The organism is Pseudomonas sp. 910_23 (assembly GCF_052850795.1).
In genome coordinates this window covers 24,523-42,177 of record NZ_VXCZ01000022.1, presented here as the reverse complement: position 1 = coordinate 42,177, position 17,655 = coordinate 24,523, and the positions used below count along the sequence as shown (strand labels likewise).

Sequence of the window (17,655 nt, the reverse complement as noted above, 5' to 3'; positions counted from 1 at the left end):
CATCCAAATGTGGGAGCTGGCTTGCCTGCGATGAGGCCCCTACAGGCGCTAGAGCAATGTCTCGATACGCAGCGAGTTGGTCGACCCCGGCTGCCCGAACGGCACCCCTGCGGTAATCACCAAGGTATCCCCACGCTGCGCCATACCCTGGGCCTGGGCAATTTCCAGCGCGGTGGAACACACCTCGTCGACCTGACGCAAACGATCATTGACCACCGAATGCACGCCCCACGCCACGCTCAAGCGTCGCGCCGTGGACAGGTTCGGCGTGAGGTTGAGGATCGGCGCCACCGGGCGCTCCCTTGCGGCGCGCAAGCTGGAGCTGCCAGACTCGCTGTAGTTCACCAGTACCGCCACCGGCAGGATGCTGCTGATGCGCCGGATTGCGCAGCTGATGGCGTCCGACACTGTGGCATCCGCCTTGGGCCGGCTGACGTCCAGTTGCGCCTGGTAATCCGGGCCATTTTCCACCTGACGGATGATCTTGCTCATCATCTGTACCGCTTCCAGCGGGTACTCGCCCGACGCGGTTTCGGCCGACAGCATCACCGCGTCCGCGCCTTCGGCCACGGCGTTGGCGACATCGGTGACTTCGGCACGCGTCGGCGCCGGGGAGAAGCGCATGGATTCGAGCATCTGCGTGGCGACCACTACCGGCTTGCCCAGTTGGCGGCAGGTGCTGATGATGTCTTTCTGGATCTGCGGCACGCTTTCGGCCGGCACTTCCACGCCCAGGTCGCCTCTGGCCACCATGATCGCATCGCTCAACTCGGCGATTTCCCGCAGGCGCTGCACGGCTGAGGGCTTCTCGATCTTGGCCATCAGGAAGGCCTTGTCGCCAATCAGCTCGCGGGCCTCGCGGATATCTTCCGGGCGCTGCACAAAGGACAGCGCCACCCAGTCCACGCCCAGCTCCAGGCCAAAGCTCAGGTCGCGGCGGTCCTTGGCGGTGAGCGGGCTGAGTTCCAATAGCGCTTGTGGGACGTTTACGCCTTTACGGTCGGACAGCTCGCCGCCGTTGAGCACGGTGGTGTCGATGGCATCGGCGTGTTTGGTGATCACCCGCAGGCGCAGCTTGCCGTCGTCGAGCAGTAGGTCCATGCCCGGTTCAAGGGCTGCGATGATCTCTGGGTGGGGCAGGTTGATGCGGCGTTGGTCGCCGGGTGTCGGGTCGAGGTCCAGGCGCAGAGCCTGGCCGCGAATCAACTGTACCTTGCCTTCGGCAAAACGTCCGACCCGCAGCTTCGGCCCTTGCAGGTCCATGAGGATGCCCAGCGGGTAATTCAGCTGGCGCTCCACTTGGCGAATCCACTGGTAACGCTGCGCATGGTCGGCGTGCTCACCGTGGCTGAAGTTGAGGCGGAAGATATTCACCCCGGCTTGCACCAGCTCGCGAATGTCATCGATACCGTCGGTGGTCGGGCCCAGGGTGGCGAGGATTTTGACCTTCTTGTCAGGCGTCATGGTTGGCAGTCTCAAGGATCAGGATGGCGCGGAAATCGTTGACGTTGGTGCGGGTCGGCTCGGTGACGATCAAGTCGCCCAGGGCGGCGAAATAGCCGTAGCCATTATTGTTATCCAACTCGTCGCTGGCGCTCAGGCCGAGGGCTTCGGCACGGCGGTAGCTGCAGGGGGTCATGATCGCGCCGGCATTGTCTTCCGAGCCGTCGATACCGTCGGTGTCGCCGGCCAGGGCGTAAACGCCGGGCATGCCCTTAAGGCTATCGGTGAGGCTGAGCAGGAATTCGGCATTGCGTCCGCCACGGCCGTTGCCGCGCACGGTGACGGTAGTTTCGCCGCCCGAAAGGATCACGCACGGCGCTGCCAGGGGCTGGCCGTGCTGCACAATCTGCCGGGCGATGCCGGCATGCACCTTGGCCACCTCCCGCGCTTCACCTTCCAGGTCACCGAGGATCAGTGGGCTGAACCCTGCCCGGCGGACCTTCACGGCCACGGCTTCCAGGGATTGCTGGGGGCGGGCGATCAATTGGAAGTGGCTGCGGGCGAGCACCGGGTCGCCAGGCTTGACGGTTTCCGAGGCGGGGTTTTGCAACCAACTGCGCACCGAGGCGGGAGCGTCGATGCCATAGCGCTTGAGGATTGCCAGGGCTTGTTGCGAAGTGCTCGGGTCACCGACGGTTGGGCCCGAGGCGATCACCGTGGCCTGGTCGCCCGGCACATCGGAAATTGCGTAGGTGTACACGGTAGCCGGCCAAGCGGCCTTGGCCAGTCGCCCGCCCTTGATCGCCGAGAGGTGCTTGCGCACGCAATTCATCTCGCCAATGGTGGCACCGGATTTGAGCAGGGCTTTATTGATGCTTTGCTTGTCGGCCAGGCTGATGCCTTCGGCGGGCAAGGCCAGCAGCGCCGAACCGCCGCCGGACAGCAGGAAAATCACACGGTCTTCTTCGCCCAGGTTGCTGATCAGCGCCAGTACGCGCTGGGCCACAGCCAGGCCGGCAGCATCCGGCACCGGGTGGGCCGCTTCGACCACCTCGATTTTTTTGCACGGCGCACCGTGCCCGTAGCGGGTGACCACCAGGCCCGATACCTCTCCCTGCCAGCAGTCTTCGACGACCAGCGCCATGGCGGCCGCGGCCTTGCCGGCGCCGATCACGATCACTCGGCCACTGCGGTCAACAGGCAGGTAGGGTTCAAGGACTTGCCGGGGGTGGGCGGCGTCGATGGCTGTGGCAAACAGCTCGCGAAGCAGGTGTTGCGGATCGACCGACATAAGCGGGCTCCCGGGGGATTCTTGTTGTTAGGAGTGCAGCCATTTCAGATTTGAAATGCGGTCAAAATGTGGGAGGGAGCTTGCTCCCGATAGCGGTGTATCAGTCGACATAGTGGTTGAATGACCGATTGCTATCGGGAGCAAGCCCCCTCCCACACTGGATTGCATTCCAAGGTGGGTTACTTGTCGCGGATGGAGAAATTGGCCATGTGCTCCAGGCCCTTGATCAGTGCCGAGTGGTCCCAGTTACCGCCGCCAATCGCCGTGCAGGTGCTGAACACTTGCTGGGTGCCGGCGGTGTTCGGCAGGTTGATCCCAAGTTCCTTGGCGCCGGCCAATGCCAGGTTCAGGTCTTTCTGATGCAGGTTGATGCGGAAGCCCGGATCGAAGGTGCCCTTGATCATGCGTTCGCCATGTACTTCCAGAATCTTCGACGACGCAAAGCCACCCATCAACGCTTCCCGCACCTTGGCCGGGTCGGCACCGTTTTTCGAGGCAAACAGCAAGGCTTCGGCCACCGCCTGGATGTTCAGCGCGACGATGATCTGGTTGGCGACCTTGGCGGTCTGGCCATCGCCGTTACCGCCCACCAGGGTGATGTTCTTGCCCATGGCCTGGAACAGCGGCAATGCGCGTTCGAACGTCTGCGGTTCACCACCGACCATGATACTCAAGGTACCGGCCTTGGCGCCGACTTCACCGCCAGACACCGGTGCATCCAGGTACTGCGCGCCGGTTTCGTTGATCTTCGTCGCGAACGCCTTGGTGGCGGTGGGGGAGATCGAGCTCATGTCGATCACTACTTTATTGGGTGACAGACCGGCGGCCACGCCATCGGCGCGCAACAGCACGTCTTCGACCTGTGGGGTGTCGGGCACCATGACGATGATGAATTCCGATTCCTGGGCGACCTGCTGCGGGTTGGCCAAGGCGATGGCGCCGGCAGCAAGCAGCTCGGCGGGCGCTTTGCCGTGGTGCTCGGAGAGAAACAGTTGGTGACCGGCTTTCTGCAAGTTGGCGGCCATGGGTTGGCCCATGATGCCGGTGCCGATAAATCCGATTTTAGCCATGATCAAAATCCTCTTTTAATGTGGGAGCTGGCTTGCCTGCGATGGCATCAACCGGACCTGACTGATACACCGAGGTGTTTGCATCGCAGGCAAGCCAGCTCCCACATTGTTTTATGTTGTGTCAGTTGTCAGATGGCGTTATGGGTCTTGAGCCAACCCAAACCCGCCTCGGTCGTGGTCAACGGCTTGTACTCACAGCCGACCCAACCTGCGTAACCAATGCGGTCCAGATGCTCGAACAGGAAGCGGTAGTTGATCTCACCGGTACCTGGCTCGTTGCGCCCCGGGTTGTCTGCCAGCTGGATATGGTTGATCTCACCCAGGTGCGTTTGCATGGTCCGCGCCAGGTCGCCTTCCATGATTTGCATGTGGTAGATGTCGTATTGCAGGAACAGGTTGGCGCTGCCCACTTGCTCGCGAATCGACAGAGCCTGCGCCGTGTTGTTGAGGTAGAAGCCCGGAATGTCGCGGGTGTTGATCATCTCCATCACCAGCTTGATACCCGCCGCCTGCAGCTTCTCGGCGGCGTACTTGAGGTTGGCGACGAAGGTTTTTTCCACGGTCTCGTCATCGACGCCTTGTGGCCGGATACCCGCCAGGCAGTTGACCTGGGTGTTGCCCAATACCTGGGCATAGGCGATGGCCAGCTTGACCCCGGCGCGGAACTCCTCGACCCGGTCCGGGTGGCAGGCCAGGCCGCGCTCGCCCTTGGCCCAATCACCGGCCGGCAGGTTGAACAGCACCTGGGTCAGGCCGTTGGCATCGAGCTGTGCCTTGATATCGGCAGAGCTGAATTCGTACGGGAACAGGTATTCCACACCTTCGAAGCCGGCATCGGCGGCTGCCTTGAAGCGAGCAAGGAAGTCCTGTTCGGTAAACAGCATGGACAGGTTGGCGGCAAAGCGCGGCATAGGGTTCTCCTTAATCGAGCAGGGAAATGGCAGTCGGCGCATCGTTGCCGACCAGGGCCAGGTCTTCGAATTCGTTGACGGCGTTGATCTCGGTGCCCATGGAAATATTGGTCACTCGCTCCAGAATAATCTCAACGATCACCGGCACTTTGAATTCTTCGATCATTTCCTGAGCCTTGCGCAGGGCCGGTTGGATCTGGCCCGGCTCGAACACACGCAGCGCCTTGCAGCCCAGTCCCTCGGCGACGGCCACATGGTCGACGCCATAACCGTTGAGTTCCGGGGCGTTGAGGTTGTCGAAAGACAGCTGCACGCAGTAGTCCATTTCAAAGCCGCGCTGGGCCTGGCGGATCAGCCCCAGGTAAGAGTTGTTCACCACCACGTGGATGTACGGCAGCTTGAACTGCGCGCCCACCGCCAGTTCTTCGATCATGAACTGGAAGTCGTAGTCGCCTGACAGCGCCACCACCTTGCGGCTCGGGTCGGCCTTGACCACGCCGAGTGCCGCCGGAATGGTCCAGCCCAGCGGGCCCGCCTGGCCGCAGTTGATCCAGTGGCGTGGCTTGTACACATGCAAAAACTGCGCACCGGCAATCTGCGACAGGCCGATGGTGCTGACGTAGCAGGTGTCTTTGCCGAACACCTGGTTCATCTCTTCGTACACGCGCTGCGGCTTGACCGGCACGTTGTCGAAGTGCGTCTTGCGGTGCAGCGTGGCTTTGCGTTGCTGGCAGTCATGCAACCAGGCGCTGCGATCCTTGAGCTTGCCGGCGGCTTTCCATTCGCGGGCGACTTCAATGAACATCGTCAGCGCGGAACCGGCGTCGGAGACGATACCCAGGTCCGGGGTGAACACGCGGCCAATCTGCGTCGGCTCGATGTCAATGTGAATGAATCTGCGCCCTTCGGTGTACACCTCCACCGAGCCGGTGTGACGGTTGGCCCAGCGGTTGCCGATACCCAGCACCACGTCCGACTTGAGCATCGTCGCGTTGCCATAACGGTGGGACGTCTGCAGGCCGACCATGCCTACCATCAGCGGGTGGTCATCGGGAATGGTGCCCCAGCCCATCAGGGTCGGAATCACCGGGATGCCGGTCAACTCAGCGAACTCCACCAGCAACTCGCTGGCGTCGGCGTTGATCACGCCACCACCGCTCACCAGCAATGGGCGTTCAGCCTGGTCCAGCATCGCCAGGGCTTTCTCGACCTGGATACGGGTGGCCAAGGGCTTGGCCAGGGGCAGTGGCTGGTAGGCGTCGATGTCGAATTCGATCTCGGCCATTTGTACGTCGAACGGCAAGTCGATCAGTACCGGGCCTGGGCGCCCGGAACGCATTTCATAGAAAGCCTTCTGGAACGCGTAGGGCACCTGGCCGGGTTCGAGCACGGTGGTGGCCCACTTGGTCACGGGCTTGACGATGCTGGTGATATCGACGGCCTGGAAGTCTTCCTTGTGCATCCGTGCACGTGGCGCTTGCCCGGTGATGCACAGGATCGGAATCGAGTCGGCCGAGGCGCTGTACAGGCCGGTGACCATGTCAGTGCCCGCCGGGCCCGAAGTGCCGATGCACACGCCGATATTGCCGGCCTTGGTGCGGGTATAGCCCTCGGCCATGTGCGAGGCGCCTTCAACGTGGCGAGCAAGGACGTGATCGATGCCACCCACCTTCTGCAAGGCTGAATACAGCGGGTTGATCGCGGCGCCCGGGATACCGAAGGCGGTATCCACACCTTCACGGCGCATCACCAGGACAGCGGCTTCGATTGCTCTCATTTTGCTCATGATTTTGGTGCCTCTTGCGTTTTGTAATTGTATACAAGTGGTGTCTGTCCAAAGTGTATTCACGGCGGACTGCGCAGGTCAATGCATTTTATGAAACGGCCTTTGCGTTCGTCGGAACGGCTTTTTTCGACGTATGGAGCCTTTGTTTGAAAATATTGTATACAAAAACAAATTTCATTGTGTTCTATTTATTCGATCGAGCATCTGATCAAACAGAACTCCACCGCTTTCCAATAACAAAAGAAGGACGGCACCATGAGCGCTTTAACCTTGAAACTCGCCACCCAATTGGCCGGCCAAGCCATCGCCGCAGGCCGCACGATTTCTGCAGCGCCGCTGACCATCGCGGTACTCGATAGCGGGGGGCACTTGATTACCTTGCAGCGCGAAGACGGCGCCAGCCTGCTGCGCCCGCAAATCGCCATCGGCAAGGCCTGGGGGGCGATTGCCTTGGGCAAGGGCTCACGTTTACTAGCACTGGATGCGCAGCAGCGGCCGGCGTTTATCGCAGCGTTGAACAGCCTGGGGCAGGGCAGTGTGGTGCCGGCGCCGGGCGGGGTGTTGATACGGGATCAGTCGGGGGTGGTGTTGGGGGCGATTGGAATCACCGGGGATACGTCGGATATTGACGAGCAGTGTGCGATCACTGCGATTGAGGGGGTGGGGTTGATGGCGGATGCGGGGGTGTCGGCTTGAGTCGTTCTGACTGTGAGTAAGCTATCGCAGGCAAGCCAGCTCCCACATTGACGGTGTTCACAGATCTAACTGTGTGAGCCCACTCAGTGTGGGAGTTGGCTTGCCTGCGATGCAGTCGACTCGGTCTACAGTCAAACCCAAATGGCATCCCATAGCGGATAGTCGCCAAATTTCTTTACCAGCCCGGCCCTGAGTGGATTGGCTACGATGTAACGTGCAATCCCCTCAAGGCTTTCCTCTCGACGCACGGCATGATCATGAAAGCCCGGCTGCCAGAGGCGACCTTGGCGGCCCGCCACCGCATTCACCACTCGGGTGCTCTTGGATTTAACTTGGCGCATCAAGTCGGCAAGCGAACCTTTCTCCAGAGAAACAAGCCAATGGAAATGATCAGGCATCACTACCCAGGCCAATGATGTTGCGAGCCCTTTATATTGAGCGATCCTGAATTGTTGTACGACCAGGCGGCCGAGTTTGAAGTCGCTGAAGATGGGCTCGCGTTCAAGGGTGTTGGTGGTGAGCAGGTAAATGCGGTTGGATTCGTTATAGCGTCCGATGCGCAGGCGATTTGAAGCAGGGAGATCGGGCATTCCTTGGCCTCTCTTCAGATGGTGTTCTGAGAGGCTAGACTGAGGGGCGAAGGCTGATCGGCAGGCTTTTAGCAGGATGTGTCTGGATGGGCGCTATCGCGGGCAAGCCCGCTCCCACAGGGGATTGTGACCACTTTACATTTTGTGTTCGGCGCAAATCCGTGTGGGAGCTGGCTTGCCTGCGATAGCCTCGCCGCGGTCTATCAATCCGGCTCACACCCCTTGAGCACCAGCCGGATAATCGTCTGCGCCGCCGCCTCATAATCGGCTTCATCCAACTTGGCCTTGCCGGTAACGGCTGAGATCTGCCAGTCAAAGTCCGCATAGGTCTGGGTCGCCGCCCAGATGCTGAACATCAGGTGATTAGGGTCGATAGCCGCAATCAACCCACGATCCACCCAGTTCTGGATGCAATCGATATTGTGCTTGGCCTGGGCATTGAGCTGTTCAACCTGCTCGGCGCTCAGGTGTGGGGCGCCGTGCATGATTTCGCTGGCGAACACCTTGGAGGCGAACGGCAGGTCGCGGGAGATGCGAATTTTGGAGCGGATGTAGTTGCTCAATACTTCCTTGGGCTCCCCTTCGGGGTTGAACGGCGTGGAAGCGGCCAGGATCGGCTCGATAATGCTTTCGAGCACCTCGCGGTAGAGGTTGTCCTTGGACTTGAAGTAGTAATAGACGTTGGGCTTGGGCAGCCCGGCCTTGGCGGCGATGTCGCTGGTTTTGGTCGCGGCGAAGCCCTTGTCGGCAAACTCCTCGCTCGCCGCCCGCAGGATTTTTTCTTTGTTGCGCTCGCGAATGCTGCTCATAAACCAGACGTTTCCTTGCCATGACAGGCGGTTGCGCATGGTAGCACCGGCCATCAGCAGGCCTCAACAATCTGGCCGCAAGGCCGTGCGCCGGGCTATGCTCGCGTCATCTCTCTCTAACGGAAGTCCGGTTCATGGCAGGAAGCAGCTTATTGGTGTTGATCGACGATATCGCGGCGGTACTCGATGACGTCGCGCTGATGACAAAAATGGCCGCCAAGAAGACATCGGGCGTGCTGGGCGATGACCTTGCACTGAACGCCCAGCAGGTCTCCGGCGTGCGCGCCGAGCGGGAAATCCCGGTGGTGTGGGCGGTGGCCAAGGGCTCGTTTATCAACAAGTTGATCCTGGTGCCGACGGCCCTGTTGATCAGCGCCTTCGCTCCGTGGGCGGTGATACCACTGTTGATGCTCGGCGGCGCCTACCTGTGTTTCGAGGGCTTCGAAAAACTCGCCCACAAATTCCTGCACAGCAAGGCTGAAGATCAAGCCGAACACGCGCAGTTGGCTGAAGCGGTGGCCGACCCGGCAACCGATCTGGTGGCGTTCGAGAAAGACAAGATAAAGGGCGCGATCCGTACCGACTTCATTCTGTCGGCCGAGATCATTGCCATCACCCTCGGCATCGTCGCCGATGCGCAACTGACGCAGCAAGTGATCGTGCTGTCGGGTATCGCCATTGTCATGACCATCGGCGTATATGGATTGGTGGCCGGTATCGTCAAGCTCGACGACCTGGGGCTGTGGCTGACGCAGAAGCCGGGTCAGGTGGCGCGCAGTATTGGCGGCGCGATCCTGAGTGCGGCCCCCTACATGATGAAGAGCCTGTCAGTGATCGGCACGGCGGCGATGTTCATGGTCGGTGGCGGCATCCTCACCCATGGCGTGCCTGTGGTGCATCATTGGATCGAAACGGTAAGCCAAAGCACGGGGGCGCTGGCATGGTTGATGCCGACGTTGCTGAATGCGGTGGCGGGGATTATTGCCGGGGCTGTGGTGCTGGCGGCGGTCAGCATCGTGGGCAAGGGCTGGAAAGCACTCAGGGCATGACGTAGCACGTACAAAAAAGGCCATTCAATCGAATGGCCTTTTTCATGGGGGCGAATTACTCGGCAATCTGCAACTTGCGCGATTCCGTGTAGATATACCGCACCTTTTCATACTCGAACGGCGAGTTCATCTGACCATAGCGAAAGCTGGTCTGGTAGCGCTTGTCCACTGCGCGCAGGGCCCAGACTTCCGGGTGGTTGGAGCTGACTTCGGACACGTTGAGGAAGTTGATCTGCGATTCTGCCGTGTAGTCCACCAGCAAGCCGGTGGTATCACGCAGGTTCGACGGGCCAAAGATCGGCAACATCACATAGGCACCGCCCGGTACGCCGTAGAAGCCCAGGGTCTGGCCGAAGTCTTCACTCTGGCGTGGCAGGCCCATGGCCGTTGCCGGGTCCCACAGGCCGGCGACGCCGATGGTGGTGTTGACCAGCAGGCGCCCGGTGGTTTCCAGGGAGCGATGGCCCTTGAGTTGCAACAGGCTGTTCAACAGATTGGGCACATCGCCCAGGTTGTTGAAGAAGTTGCTCACACCGGTGCGCAGGAAGCTCGGCGTGACGTAGCGGTAGCCATTGACCACCGGCAGGAACACCCATTGGTCGAAGCGGTAGTTGAAGTGGTAAACGCGGCGGTTCCACGACTCCAGCGGGTCGTAGACGTTGAGCGCGGTAAGCGTGGAACGCTCGAATTCACGCTGGTCCAGGCCCGGGTTGAACTTGAGCTTGGTCAGCGGCTCCTTGAAGCCGTCGGCATCGACCTTGATGGGCTCTTGAGCCTTGCTGTTGTCGGCATTGGCCACGCCTGCGCACATCAGTGCGGCGAGCAGCAGAAGATATTTAGCCACGGAAGAACTCCAGCATGGCGTCGGCGTTGACGCGGTAATTGAGGTTGCCGCAGTGGCCGCCCAGCGGGTAGACGGTCAAGCGATCGCCGAAGGTTTTACGCAGGAAACCCAGATCGCCAGGGCCGAGGATCACGTCATCGGCGTTATGCATTACGGCGATTTTCGGGCTGTCGCGCAGGTAGTCCTTGAGGGCGTACAGGCTGACCTGATCGATCAGTTGCAGCAGGCTGCCGCCGTCGGAACGGGCGCGCCACATCGGGATCACTTGCTCGGTGAGGTAGCAGTCGAAGTCGCATTGCAGGGCACGCTTGAGGAACGGCGTGAGGCTGGTGCCTTCAGTGATCGGGTATTTAGGCGGAATGATCAGGCCACGGCGATTGATCAGGTCCGAGGTGAAGGCAATGTCGGCAGCCGAGAAGCGGAACGAGGTGCCGATCAACATGGCCATCTGTTCATTGCTCAGGTGCTGCTTGGACTGCTGGAAGTCATAGAGCAGCGCATCGTTGAGGTCGATGTAGCCTTTTTGCTGGAAGTAGCGGGTCAGTTTGCTCAACACCAGTTCATAGAAAGTGGTGGTGTTGTTGATGCCCTTGACCTCGGTCTGTACCAGCTTGTCGAGGTTGGTGATCGAGGTGTAGAGGTTGACCGGCGGGTTGAGCAGCAGCACTTTCTTGAAATTGAAGGTGCGGCGCGTCTCATCGAGCTTGCTGACGAACGCCGCATCCAGCGCCCCCAGGCTATAGCCGGTGAGGTAGAAGTCGGTGACCGGCAGCGAGGCGTTCTGCGCGCGCACGGCTTGCATCACGCGGTACATGTCTTCGGCGTCTTCCTGGGTGATACCCGGGGTGGCGAAGCGCGAGGCAGCGCTGATGAAGTCGAAGCTGGTGGGCGATGACAACTGCACCACGTGGTAGCCGGCCTGGTAATACAGCTTCTTCAGGTATTCGTTGATGCTGCTGTCGAACCGCGCACCGGTGCCCGCGATCAGGAAGATCAGCGGCGCGGCGCGGTCCTGCTTGGCGATGCGATAGGTGAGCTTCTTCACTGCCCAGAAGTTATCGGGCAGGCTGAACTCACGCTCGGGGCGCATATTCAGGGTGTAATCGGATTGGTTGATCTCATCATCGGTCGGCAAGGTTGGCCGAAGGTCGGGAGGCGTGGTGGCGATGGTCGCTTCGAACGGGTTGGTCAAAGGGTAGCCATAGCTGGCCTGGTCGATATCGACGGCCAGTGCTGACGCACTCAAAAATAGGCTGCCCAGCAAGGCAGCACAGCGCAAGGAACGGAGCATGACTTAATCCCTAAGAGGAAACGTGCTGAATGAAATTCGCAGGCTATGACCACCGCGTTGCCACCGAAGTGCCAGGCAGCGGCACGAAAAGTCGGAAAAAACGTCGGAATCGGGGTAATAGTAGCCAGACGATACACTTTGCCATGCATTGTTGAACAGATATCTGCGCGAACACCTTGCTAACGGCCGCGGTGGGATTAAGCTGAGCGCCGTTTTTGCCTATCGGAGTGCCCCATGTCCCGCCGCTTGCCGTTGATTTTGCTGCTTGTTGCTCTGCCGTTATGGCTGGCTGCCAGTTATGCCGCACGTTATGGCTTTATGGAGGATGGGCAGTGGGTCGGCCTCTGCGCAGAGGAGGCCAGCCGCTGGGAGTGCCAGGTGCGTGCGAACCTGGGGTTGATGATTCACTTCAAGGTGCTGGGCTGGGCGGCGTTGATCACCTCGGTGCTGGGCTTTTTTGTACCGGGGCGTGCGGGGTGGGGCTTGGCGGTGCTGGGGATGGTGTTCGGGTTACCGGCGCTGGCGTTGTACAACACGACGTTTGCGGTGTTTGCGGTGGTGATTGCGGGATTACGGTTGGTCAGGAAGCCTGGCGGCGCCTGATGTAGCCTCATCGCAGGCAAGCCAGCTCCCACAGTTGATTGGGTTCACACATTTCTATCTGTGAGCACGATCAAATGTGGGAGCTGGCTTGCCTGCGATAGCGATCTTAAGCCTTGCGCACTCGCAAGCAACGCCACAAAGCCGCAACCATCAGCACGCTGACCACTGCCCAACCCCAGGCCTGCTGATTCAATAGCCCTTCGCGGTACAACTGCGGCGCAATGCCGGCACCGATAATGAAGGCCAGCAGCGCAATCTCCCGACGCGGCCCGGTCACCGGGCGCACCAGGTACACCAGGGCTGGCAGCACCAGCGCCGCGCTTGGAAAGCTGCGATAACGCGGGTCAAACACCAGCGCCAGCATCATCACCGCCCCCGCAAACCCGGCAATCGCCACCAGCCAGCCAGCGCGTTGCTCCAGCCAGTTGAATGCACGCTCGCGCCAGCCGTCACGGGCGCTGAGGGCCAGGGCGGCGTGGGCCAGCACCAACAGGTTCAAGGCCACCAGCAAGCCTGCCCATACCCATTCATCGTTGAAACGCGCAGTGACGCGGGTCAGTTCGGCCCAGGTGCCGATGGAGCAGGCAGCAACCGCACCGAGCAGTGGCAGGAGCACCGCGGAGCGCTTGCTGCGAATGCGGCCACCGAGCGCCAGGGTACCGAGCAGAATCACGGCGCCTACGCCCAGCCACAACGACCAGTACGGCACATTGGTCACCGGCCCTGCGAGGATGCCCTTGTCCTGGCGGTCTGCATCGAACAGCCCCCAATACCCGCCGACGGCACCTTCACTGGCGCGCTTCCAAGGTTGGTCAAACGCTTCGATCAGGTTGTAGCGCCAGCCATTGGCTTCGGCCATGGCGACAAAGCCGCGCATGAACCTGGCTTCATTCCCCCGGCTCGGCACGGCAGTCTCACGCTGACGGCCTTCGCTGGGCCAACCGGTCTCGCCGATCACGATGTCCTTGGGCGCGAACTTGTGGCCGAAGGTCTGGCGTACGTCGCCTACATGCTTGAGCGCCTGGTCGATGCCGGACGGCTCATCTTCCCAGTACGGCAGCAGGTGAATGGTCAGGAAGTCCACCGCCGGCTCGATTTCCGGGTGTTGCAGCCAGAACTCCCACACATCGGCATAGGTGACCGGTTGCTTGATCTGGCTTTTGACTTGATGGATAAGCGCCACCAGTTGCTTGGCCGTGACTTCCTTGCGCAGCAGCGCCTCGTTGCCGACGATCACCGAAGTGACGATATCGGGATTGGTGTTGGCCGCCGCGATCAGTTCGTTGATTTCTTTCTGGGTCGCCACCGGATCACTGCTGACCCAGGCGCCGGCCATGACCTTCAAACCATGCTTGCGCGCCATGTCCGGCAAGGCTTCCAGGCCGGTCATGGAGTAGGTGCGGATGCATTCAAAGCGTGTGGCCAGCAAGGCCAGGTCGGCATCCATGCGTTCGGGACGCAGCTTGAATGGCTGGTCAAACGGCGACTGGTCCTTGTCGAAGGGCGTGTAGGACGCACACTGCAACTTATGACTGGCGCTCGCCACATCCGGCAGCACTACCGGCCGGCCGAGGCCATACCAGTAGCCGGCGAGGGCAAGCACACCAAGGATCAAGGCAAGAAAATAGGGCAGGGCAGGAAAGCGGGCAGTCGCGGGCATGGTCGGCTTATCTGGGGGAGCAAAGGCGCGCATCTTACCCGGATTTGGCGCGTGCCAGTGCGGCTGCATAATTTTGACATGCAAACTTCGGGCGGGATTCTGAGGATAACTCCTACAAAACGTCCTGCTGGCGATGTGATGTCGTTTCTTGCTCAACCAAGGTCGCCCACAGAGCAGGGCAAAGACCTACGCAGGTTGATGATAAAACTGTCAGTACTCCACTGATGCCTCAGCAACCGGATCGATGCGCGTGAAGGGGGCGCGGTGCACCGCATAACAACAGGTTGATGTCGCTCGGCATCCGTCGGGCGCAGCACTTTCGGGGAAGTACATATGAAGATGCGACGACTCTTGGGCGCAGCTGCCACGCTGGTAGTTGCGATGGGCTCCACACTGGTCAGTGCCGACAGCAAAACCCTGAGCATCGGTTACGTGGACGGTTGGTCCGACAGCGTTGCCACAACCCATGTGGCGGCGGAAGTGATCAAGCAAAAGCTCGGTTATGACGTGAAACTGCAAGCGGTCGCCACGGGGATCATGTGGCAGGGCGTCGCCACCGGCAAGCTCGATGCCATGCTGTCTGCCTGGCTGCCGGTGACCCATGGTGAATACTGGACCAAGAACAAGGACAAGGTGGTCGACTACGGCCCCAACTTCAAGGATGCAAAAATTGGCTTGATCGTACCGGAGTACGTCAAGGCCAAATCCATCGAAGACCTCAAGACCGACACCACCTTCAAAAACAAGATCGTCGGCATCGACGCCGGTTCAGGCGTGATGCTCAAGACCGACGACGCCATCAAGCAATACGGCCTGGACTACAAACTGCAAGCCAGCTCGGGCGCGGCGATGATCGCTGAACTGACACGTGCCGAAGACAAGCAGGAATCCATTGCGGTAACCGGTTGGGTGCCCCATTGGATGTTCGCCAAGTGGAAACTGCGTTTCCTGGACGACCCAAAAGGGATTTATGGTGCTGCTGAAACCGTCAACAGCATCGGCAGCAAGGGCCTGGAAAAGAAAGCGCCGGAAGTGGCAGCTTTCCTGAAAAAATTCCAGTGGGCCTCCAAGGATGAAATCGGTGAAGTCATGCTCGCTATCCAGGAAGGCGCCAAACCAGACGCCGCGGCCAAGGATTGGGTGGCCAAGCACCCTGAGCGCGTCGCTGAGTGGACCGCTAAATAAAAGCCACTGATGCACCCCTGTGGGAGGGGGCTTGCTCCCGATAGCGGTAGGTCAGCCACAGATTTTTTGACTGGCACATCGCTATCGGGAGCAAGCCCCCTCCCACATTGGTTTCGCACCGCCTCAAATCTTCCTGCGCTTTGGCCATCCCTCGCTACACTCGATCTACTACTAAGGTCGTCTGGAACCTCTTCCGCAGCCGCATACAGTGGATATGTTCCAAAATAATAAAAAAGCTGTGCTGCGAGGATAAAAACAATGAACGACAGCATTTACCTCTCGATTCAAAACAGCCCGCGTTTCAAGGAGCTGGTCAGGAAAAGGGAAAGATTCGCCTGGATTCTCTCGGCGATCATGCTAGGGCTTTACTCCGCTTTCATCCTGTTGATTGCCTACGGGCCACAAATACTGGGGGCCAAGATCAGCCCCGGTTCCTCGATTACCTGGGGCATTCCCCTGGGCGTCGGGCTGATTGTGTCTGCCTTCATTCTCACTGGCATCTACGTACGCCGGGCCAACGGCGAATTTGACGACCTGAACAATGCGATTCTCAAGGAGGCTGCGCAATGATCCGGCGTCTATTGGCTATATTCGGCGCTTCGCTGTTTGCTCCGGCCGTCTGGGCGGCGGACGCATTGACCGGTGAAGTGCACAAGCAACCGCTGAACGTCTCGGCCATCGTGATGTTCGTCGCGTTTGTCGGCGCCACCCTGTGCATCACGTATTGGGCGTCCAAGCGCAACAAGTCGGCGGCTGACTACTATGCAGCAGGCGGCAAGATCACGGGTTTCCAGAATGGCTTGGCGATTGCCGGTGACTACATGTCGGCCGCGTCCTTCCTGGGGATTTCCGCGCTGGTGTTCACCTCCGGCTACGATGGCCTGATCTACTCGATCGGCTTTCTGGTGGGCTGGCCGATCATTCTGTTCCTGATCGCCGAGCGCCTGCGTAACCTGGGCAAGTACACCTTTGCCGACGTGGCGTCCTATCGCCTGGGGCAAACCCAGATCCGCAGCCTGTCGGCCTGTGGCTCGCTGGTGGTGGTGGCGTTCTACCTGATCGCGCAGATGGTTGGCGCGGGCAAGTTGATCCAGCTGCTGTTCGGCCTGGACTACCATGTGGCGGTGATCCTGGTCGGCATCCTGATGTGCCTGTACGTGTTGTTCGGCGGCATGTTGGCGACCACCTGGGTGCAGATCATCAAGGCAGTGCTGCTGCTCTCCGGTGCTTCGTTCATGGCGCTGATGGTGATGAAGCACGTCAACTTCGACTTCAACACGCTGTTTGCCGAGGCGATCAAGGTTCACCCTAAAGGTGAAGCGATCATGAGCCCGGGTGGGCTGGTGAAAGACCCGATCTCGGCATTCTCCCTTGGCCTGGCCCTGATGTTCGGTACCGCCGGCCTGCCGCACATCCTGATGCGCTTCTTCACGGTGAGCGACGCCAAGGAAGCACGTAAAAGCGTGCTGTATGCGACCGGCTTCATTGGTTACTTCTACATCCTGACGTTCATCATCGGCTTCGGCGCGATTCTGCTGGTCAGCACCAACCCGGCGTTCAAGGATGCAGCAGGCGCCTTGCTTGGCGGTAACAACATGGCGGCGGTGCACCTGGCCAACGCGGTGGGCGGCAGTATCTTCCTGGGCTTCATCTCGGCCGTGGCCTTCGCCACCATTCTTGCAGTGGTTGCCGGCTTGACGCTGGCCGGCGCTTCGGCGGTGTCCCATGACCTGTATGCCAGCGTGATCAAGAAAGGCAAGGCCAACGAGAAGGATGAAATTCGCGTATCGAAGATCACCACCATCGCCCTGGCGGTGCTGGCGATTGGCTTGGGCATCCTGTTTGAAAGCCAGAACATTGCGTTCATGGTCGGCCTGGCGTTCTCGATTGCCGCCAGCTGTAACTTCCCGGTGTTGCTGCTTTCCATGTACTGGAAAAATCTCACCACCCGTGGCGCCATGATCGGCGGCTGGCTGGGCTTGATCAGTGCCGTGGGCCTGATGATCCTCGGCCCGACCATCTGGGTGTCGATCCTGCACCATGAAAAAGCCATCTTCCCGTACGAGTATCCGGCGCTGTTCTCGATGATCATTGCGTTCATCGGCATCTGGTTCTTCTCCATCACCGACAAATCGGCGGCGGCAGAGAAAGAGCGTGCGCTGTACTTCCCGCAGTTTGTGCGTTCGCAGACTGGCCTGGGGGCGAGTGGGGCGGTTAATCACTAAGTCGTCAGATGCATAAGAGATACCTCGGTCGCAAGGCCGGGGTATTTTTTTGCCTGGGTCTTTTGTGTTGCCTGGGCTGGCCTCATCGCGGGCAAGCCCGGCTCCCACAGGTTGACTGTGTGAACCCGATCGACTGTGGGAGCTGGCTTGCCTGCGATGGCGGTAGATCAGGCCACACAAACAAAAACGGCCTCCGCTAAGG

General features: G+C 60.1%; 16 protein-coding genes. 6 read left to right on the top strand and 10 right to left on the bottom strand.

Annotated elements, in window-relative coordinates; genetic code table 11:
• Positions 1-48: 48 nt before the first annotated feature.
• The 5 genes from pyk to gcl all read right to left on the bottom strand — a co-directional run bounded on the left by pyk (position 49) and on the right by gcl (position 6,501).
• A complete protein-coding gene (pyk, locus tag FW800_RS23150) occupies positions 49-1,464 on the bottom strand; it encodes a pyruvate kinase (RefSeq protein ID WP_446438535.1) in 1,416 nt (471 codons plus the stop codon).
• Complete coding sequence (locus FW800_RS23145; RefSeq protein WP_005786538.1) at positions 1,454-2,734, bottom strand: glycerate kinase type-2 family protein; 1,281 nt, start codon at positions 2,732-2,734, stop codon at positions 1,454-1,456. Before FW800_RS23145 ends, pyk begins: the two co-directional genes overlap by 11 nt.
• Before the next feature lie 179 nt (positions 2,735-2,913).
• On the bottom strand, positions 2,914-3,804 hold the full coding sequence (locus FW800_RS23140; protein WP_446438534.1) for a 2-hydroxy-3-oxopropionate reductase: 891 nt from the start codon (positions 3,802-3,804) through the stop codon (positions 2,914-2,916).
• A 128-nt stretch (positions 3,805-3,932) separates the two neighbouring features.
• Positions 3,933-4,715, bottom strand: a complete 783-nt coding sequence (gene hyi / locus FW800_RS23135; RefSeq protein WP_032877100.1) for a hydroxypyruvate isomerase — start codon at positions 4,713-4,715, stop codon at positions 3,933-3,935.
• A 10-nt stretch (positions 4,716-4,725) separates the two neighbouring features.
• Positions 4,726-6,501: a glyoxylate carboligase gene (gene gcl, locus FW800_RS23130; RefSeq protein ID WP_446438533.1), complete on the bottom strand. Its 1,776-nt coding sequence runs from the start codon at positions 6,499-6,501 to the stop codon at positions 4,726-4,728.
• 255 nt (positions 6,502-6,756) lie between these two features.
• On the opposite strand from gcl, the gene FW800_RS23125 reads away from it, so the two are divergent.
• Entirely contained in the window at positions 6,757-7,197 is a 441-nt protein-coding gene (locus tag FW800_RS23125; RefSeq protein ID WP_005786547.1) for a GlcG/HbpS family heme-binding protein, read from the top strand.
• A 131-nt stretch (positions 7,198-7,328) separates the two neighbouring features.
• Here the strand turns inward: FW800_RS23125 and FW800_RS23120 are convergent, their stop codons facing one another.
• Complete coding sequence (locus FW800_RS23120; protein ID WP_032877097.1) at positions 7,329-7,787, bottom strand: REP-associated tyrosine transposase; 459 nt, start codon at positions 7,785-7,787, stop codon at positions 7,329-7,331.
• Positions 7,788-7,990: 203 nt separating this feature from the next.
• The gene (locus FW800_RS23115; RefSeq protein ID WP_032881048.1) at positions 7,991-8,596 is read right to left on the bottom strand and encodes a TetR/AcrR family transcriptional regulator; all 606 of its coding nucleotides are present in this window, start codon (positions 8,594-8,596) and stop codon (positions 7,991-7,993) included.
• A gap of 134 nt (positions 8,597-8,730) precedes the next feature.
• On the opposite strand from FW800_RS23115, the gene FW800_RS23110 reads away from it, so the two are divergent.
• On the top strand, positions 8,731-9,645 hold the full coding sequence (locus FW800_RS23110) for a DUF808 domain-containing protein (RefSeq protein WP_078820720.1): 915 nt from the start codon (positions 8,731-8,733) through the stop codon (positions 9,643-9,645).
• Between the two features lie 55 nt (positions 9,646-9,700).
• On the opposite strand, the gene FW800_RS23105 is transcribed toward FW800_RS23110, so the two are convergent.
• Positions 9,701-10,489 carry an MlaA family lipoprotein gene (locus tag FW800_RS23105; RefSeq protein ID WP_005786555.1) on the bottom strand — a complete coding sequence of 263 codons (789 nt, stop codon included), beginning with the start codon at positions 10,487-10,489 and terminating at the stop codon, positions 9,701-9,703.
• A complete protein-coding gene (locus FW800_RS23100; protein WP_032877094.1) occupies positions 10,482-11,780 on the bottom strand; it encodes a serine/threonine protein kinase in 1,299 nt (432 codons plus the stop codon). Before FW800_RS23100 ends, FW800_RS23105 begins: the two co-directional genes overlap by 8 nt.
• Positions 11,781-12,014: 234 nt before the next feature.
• On the opposite strand from FW800_RS23100, the gene FW800_RS23095 reads away from it, so the two are divergent.
• The gene (locus FW800_RS23095; protein ID WP_005786559.1) at positions 12,015-12,383 is read left to right on the top strand and encodes a hypothetical protein; all 369 of its coding nucleotides are present in this window, start codon (positions 12,015-12,017) and stop codon (positions 12,381-12,383) included.
• Between the two features lie 106 nt (positions 12,384-12,489).
• Here the strand turns inward: FW800_RS23095 and FW800_RS23090 are convergent, their stop codons facing one another.
• Positions 12,490-14,043: a glycoside hydrolase family 17 protein gene (locus FW800_RS23090; protein WP_446438532.1), complete on the bottom strand. Its 1,554-nt coding sequence runs from the start codon at positions 14,041-14,043 to the stop codon at positions 12,490-12,492.
• Positions 14,044-14,376: 333 nt separating this feature from the next.
• On the opposite strand from FW800_RS23090, the gene FW800_RS23085 reads away from it, so the two are divergent.
• From FW800_RS23085 to FW800_RS23075, 3 genes are all read left to right on the top strand, one after another.
• Complete coding sequence (locus tag FW800_RS23085) at positions 14,377-15,228, top strand: glycine betaine ABC transporter substrate-binding protein (protein ID WP_032877092.1); 852 nt, start codon at positions 14,377-14,379, stop codon at positions 15,226-15,228.
• A gap of 258 nt (positions 15,229-15,486) precedes the next feature.
• Positions 15,487-15,798 (top strand): DUF485 domain-containing protein, encoded by a 312-nt coding sequence (locus FW800_RS23080; protein WP_005786564.1) that lies wholly within the window; start codon positions 15,487-15,489, stop codon positions 15,796-15,798.
• Positions 15,795-17,453: a cation acetate symporter gene (locus tag FW800_RS23075; RefSeq protein ID WP_005786566.1), complete on the top strand. Its 1,659-nt coding sequence runs from the start codon at positions 15,795-15,797 to the stop codon at positions 17,451-17,453. The genes FW800_RS23080 and FW800_RS23075 overlap by 4 nt, the downstream gene beginning before the upstream one ends.
• Positions 17,454-17,655 lie beyond the last annotated feature (202 nt).

Coding starts and splice junctions, on each gene's coding strand:
- FW800_RS23115 (WP_032881048.1), bottom strand. CDS start 8,596: ATGAGCAGCATTCGCGAGCGCAACAAAGAAAAAATCCTGCGGGCGGCG.
- gcl (WP_446438533.1), bottom strand. CDS start 6,501: ATGAGCAAAATGAGAGCAATCGAAGCCGCTGTCCTGGTGATGCGCCGT.
- FW800_RS23075 (WP_005786566.1), top strand. CDS start 15,795: ATGATCCGGCGTCTATTGGCTATATTCGGCGCTTCGCTGTTTGCTCCG.
- FW800_RS23100 (WP_032877094.1), bottom strand. CDS start 11,780: ATGCTCCGTTCCTTGCGCTGTGCTGCCTTGCTGGGCAGCCTATTTTTG.
- FW800_RS23110 (WP_078820720.1), top strand. CDS start 8,731: ATGGCAGGAAGCAGCTTATTGGTGTTGATCGACGATATCGCGGCGGTA.
- FW800_RS23120 (WP_032877097.1), bottom strand. CDS start 7,787: ATGCCCGATCTCCCTGCTTCAAATCGCCTGCGCATCGGACGCTATAAC.
- pyk (WP_446438535.1), bottom strand. CDS start 1,464: ATGACGCCTGACAAGAAGGTCAAAATCCTCGCCACCCTGGGCCCGACC.
- FW800_RS23125 (WP_005786547.1), top strand. CDS start 6,757: ATGAGCGCTTTAACCTTGAAACTCGCCACCCAATTGGCCGGCCAAGCC.
- hyi (WP_032877100.1), bottom strand. CDS start 4,715: ATGCCGCGCTTTGCCGCCAACCTGTCCATGCTGTTTACCGAACAGGAC.
- FW800_RS23090 (WP_446438532.1), bottom strand. CDS start 14,043: ATGCCCGCGACTGCCCGCTTTCCTGCCCTGCCCTATTTTCTTGCCTTG.
- FW800_RS23140 (WP_446438534.1), bottom strand. CDS start 3,804: ATGGCTAAAATCGGATTTATCGGCACCGGCATCATGGGCCAACCCATG.
- FW800_RS23095 (WP_005786559.1), top strand. CDS start 12,015: ATGTCCCGCCGCTTGCCGTTGATTTTGCTGCTTGTTGCTCTGCCGTTA.
- FW800_RS23145 (WP_005786538.1), bottom strand. CDS start 2,734: ATGTCGGTCGATCCGCAACACCTGCTTCGCGAGCTGTTTGCCACAGCC.
- FW800_RS23080 (WP_005786564.1), top strand. CDS start 15,487: ATGAACGACAGCATTTACCTCTCGATTCAAAACAGCCCGCGTTTCAAG.
- FW800_RS23085 (WP_032877092.1), top strand. CDS start 14,377: ATGAAGATGCGACGACTCTTGGGCGCAGCTGCCACGCTGGTAGTTGCG.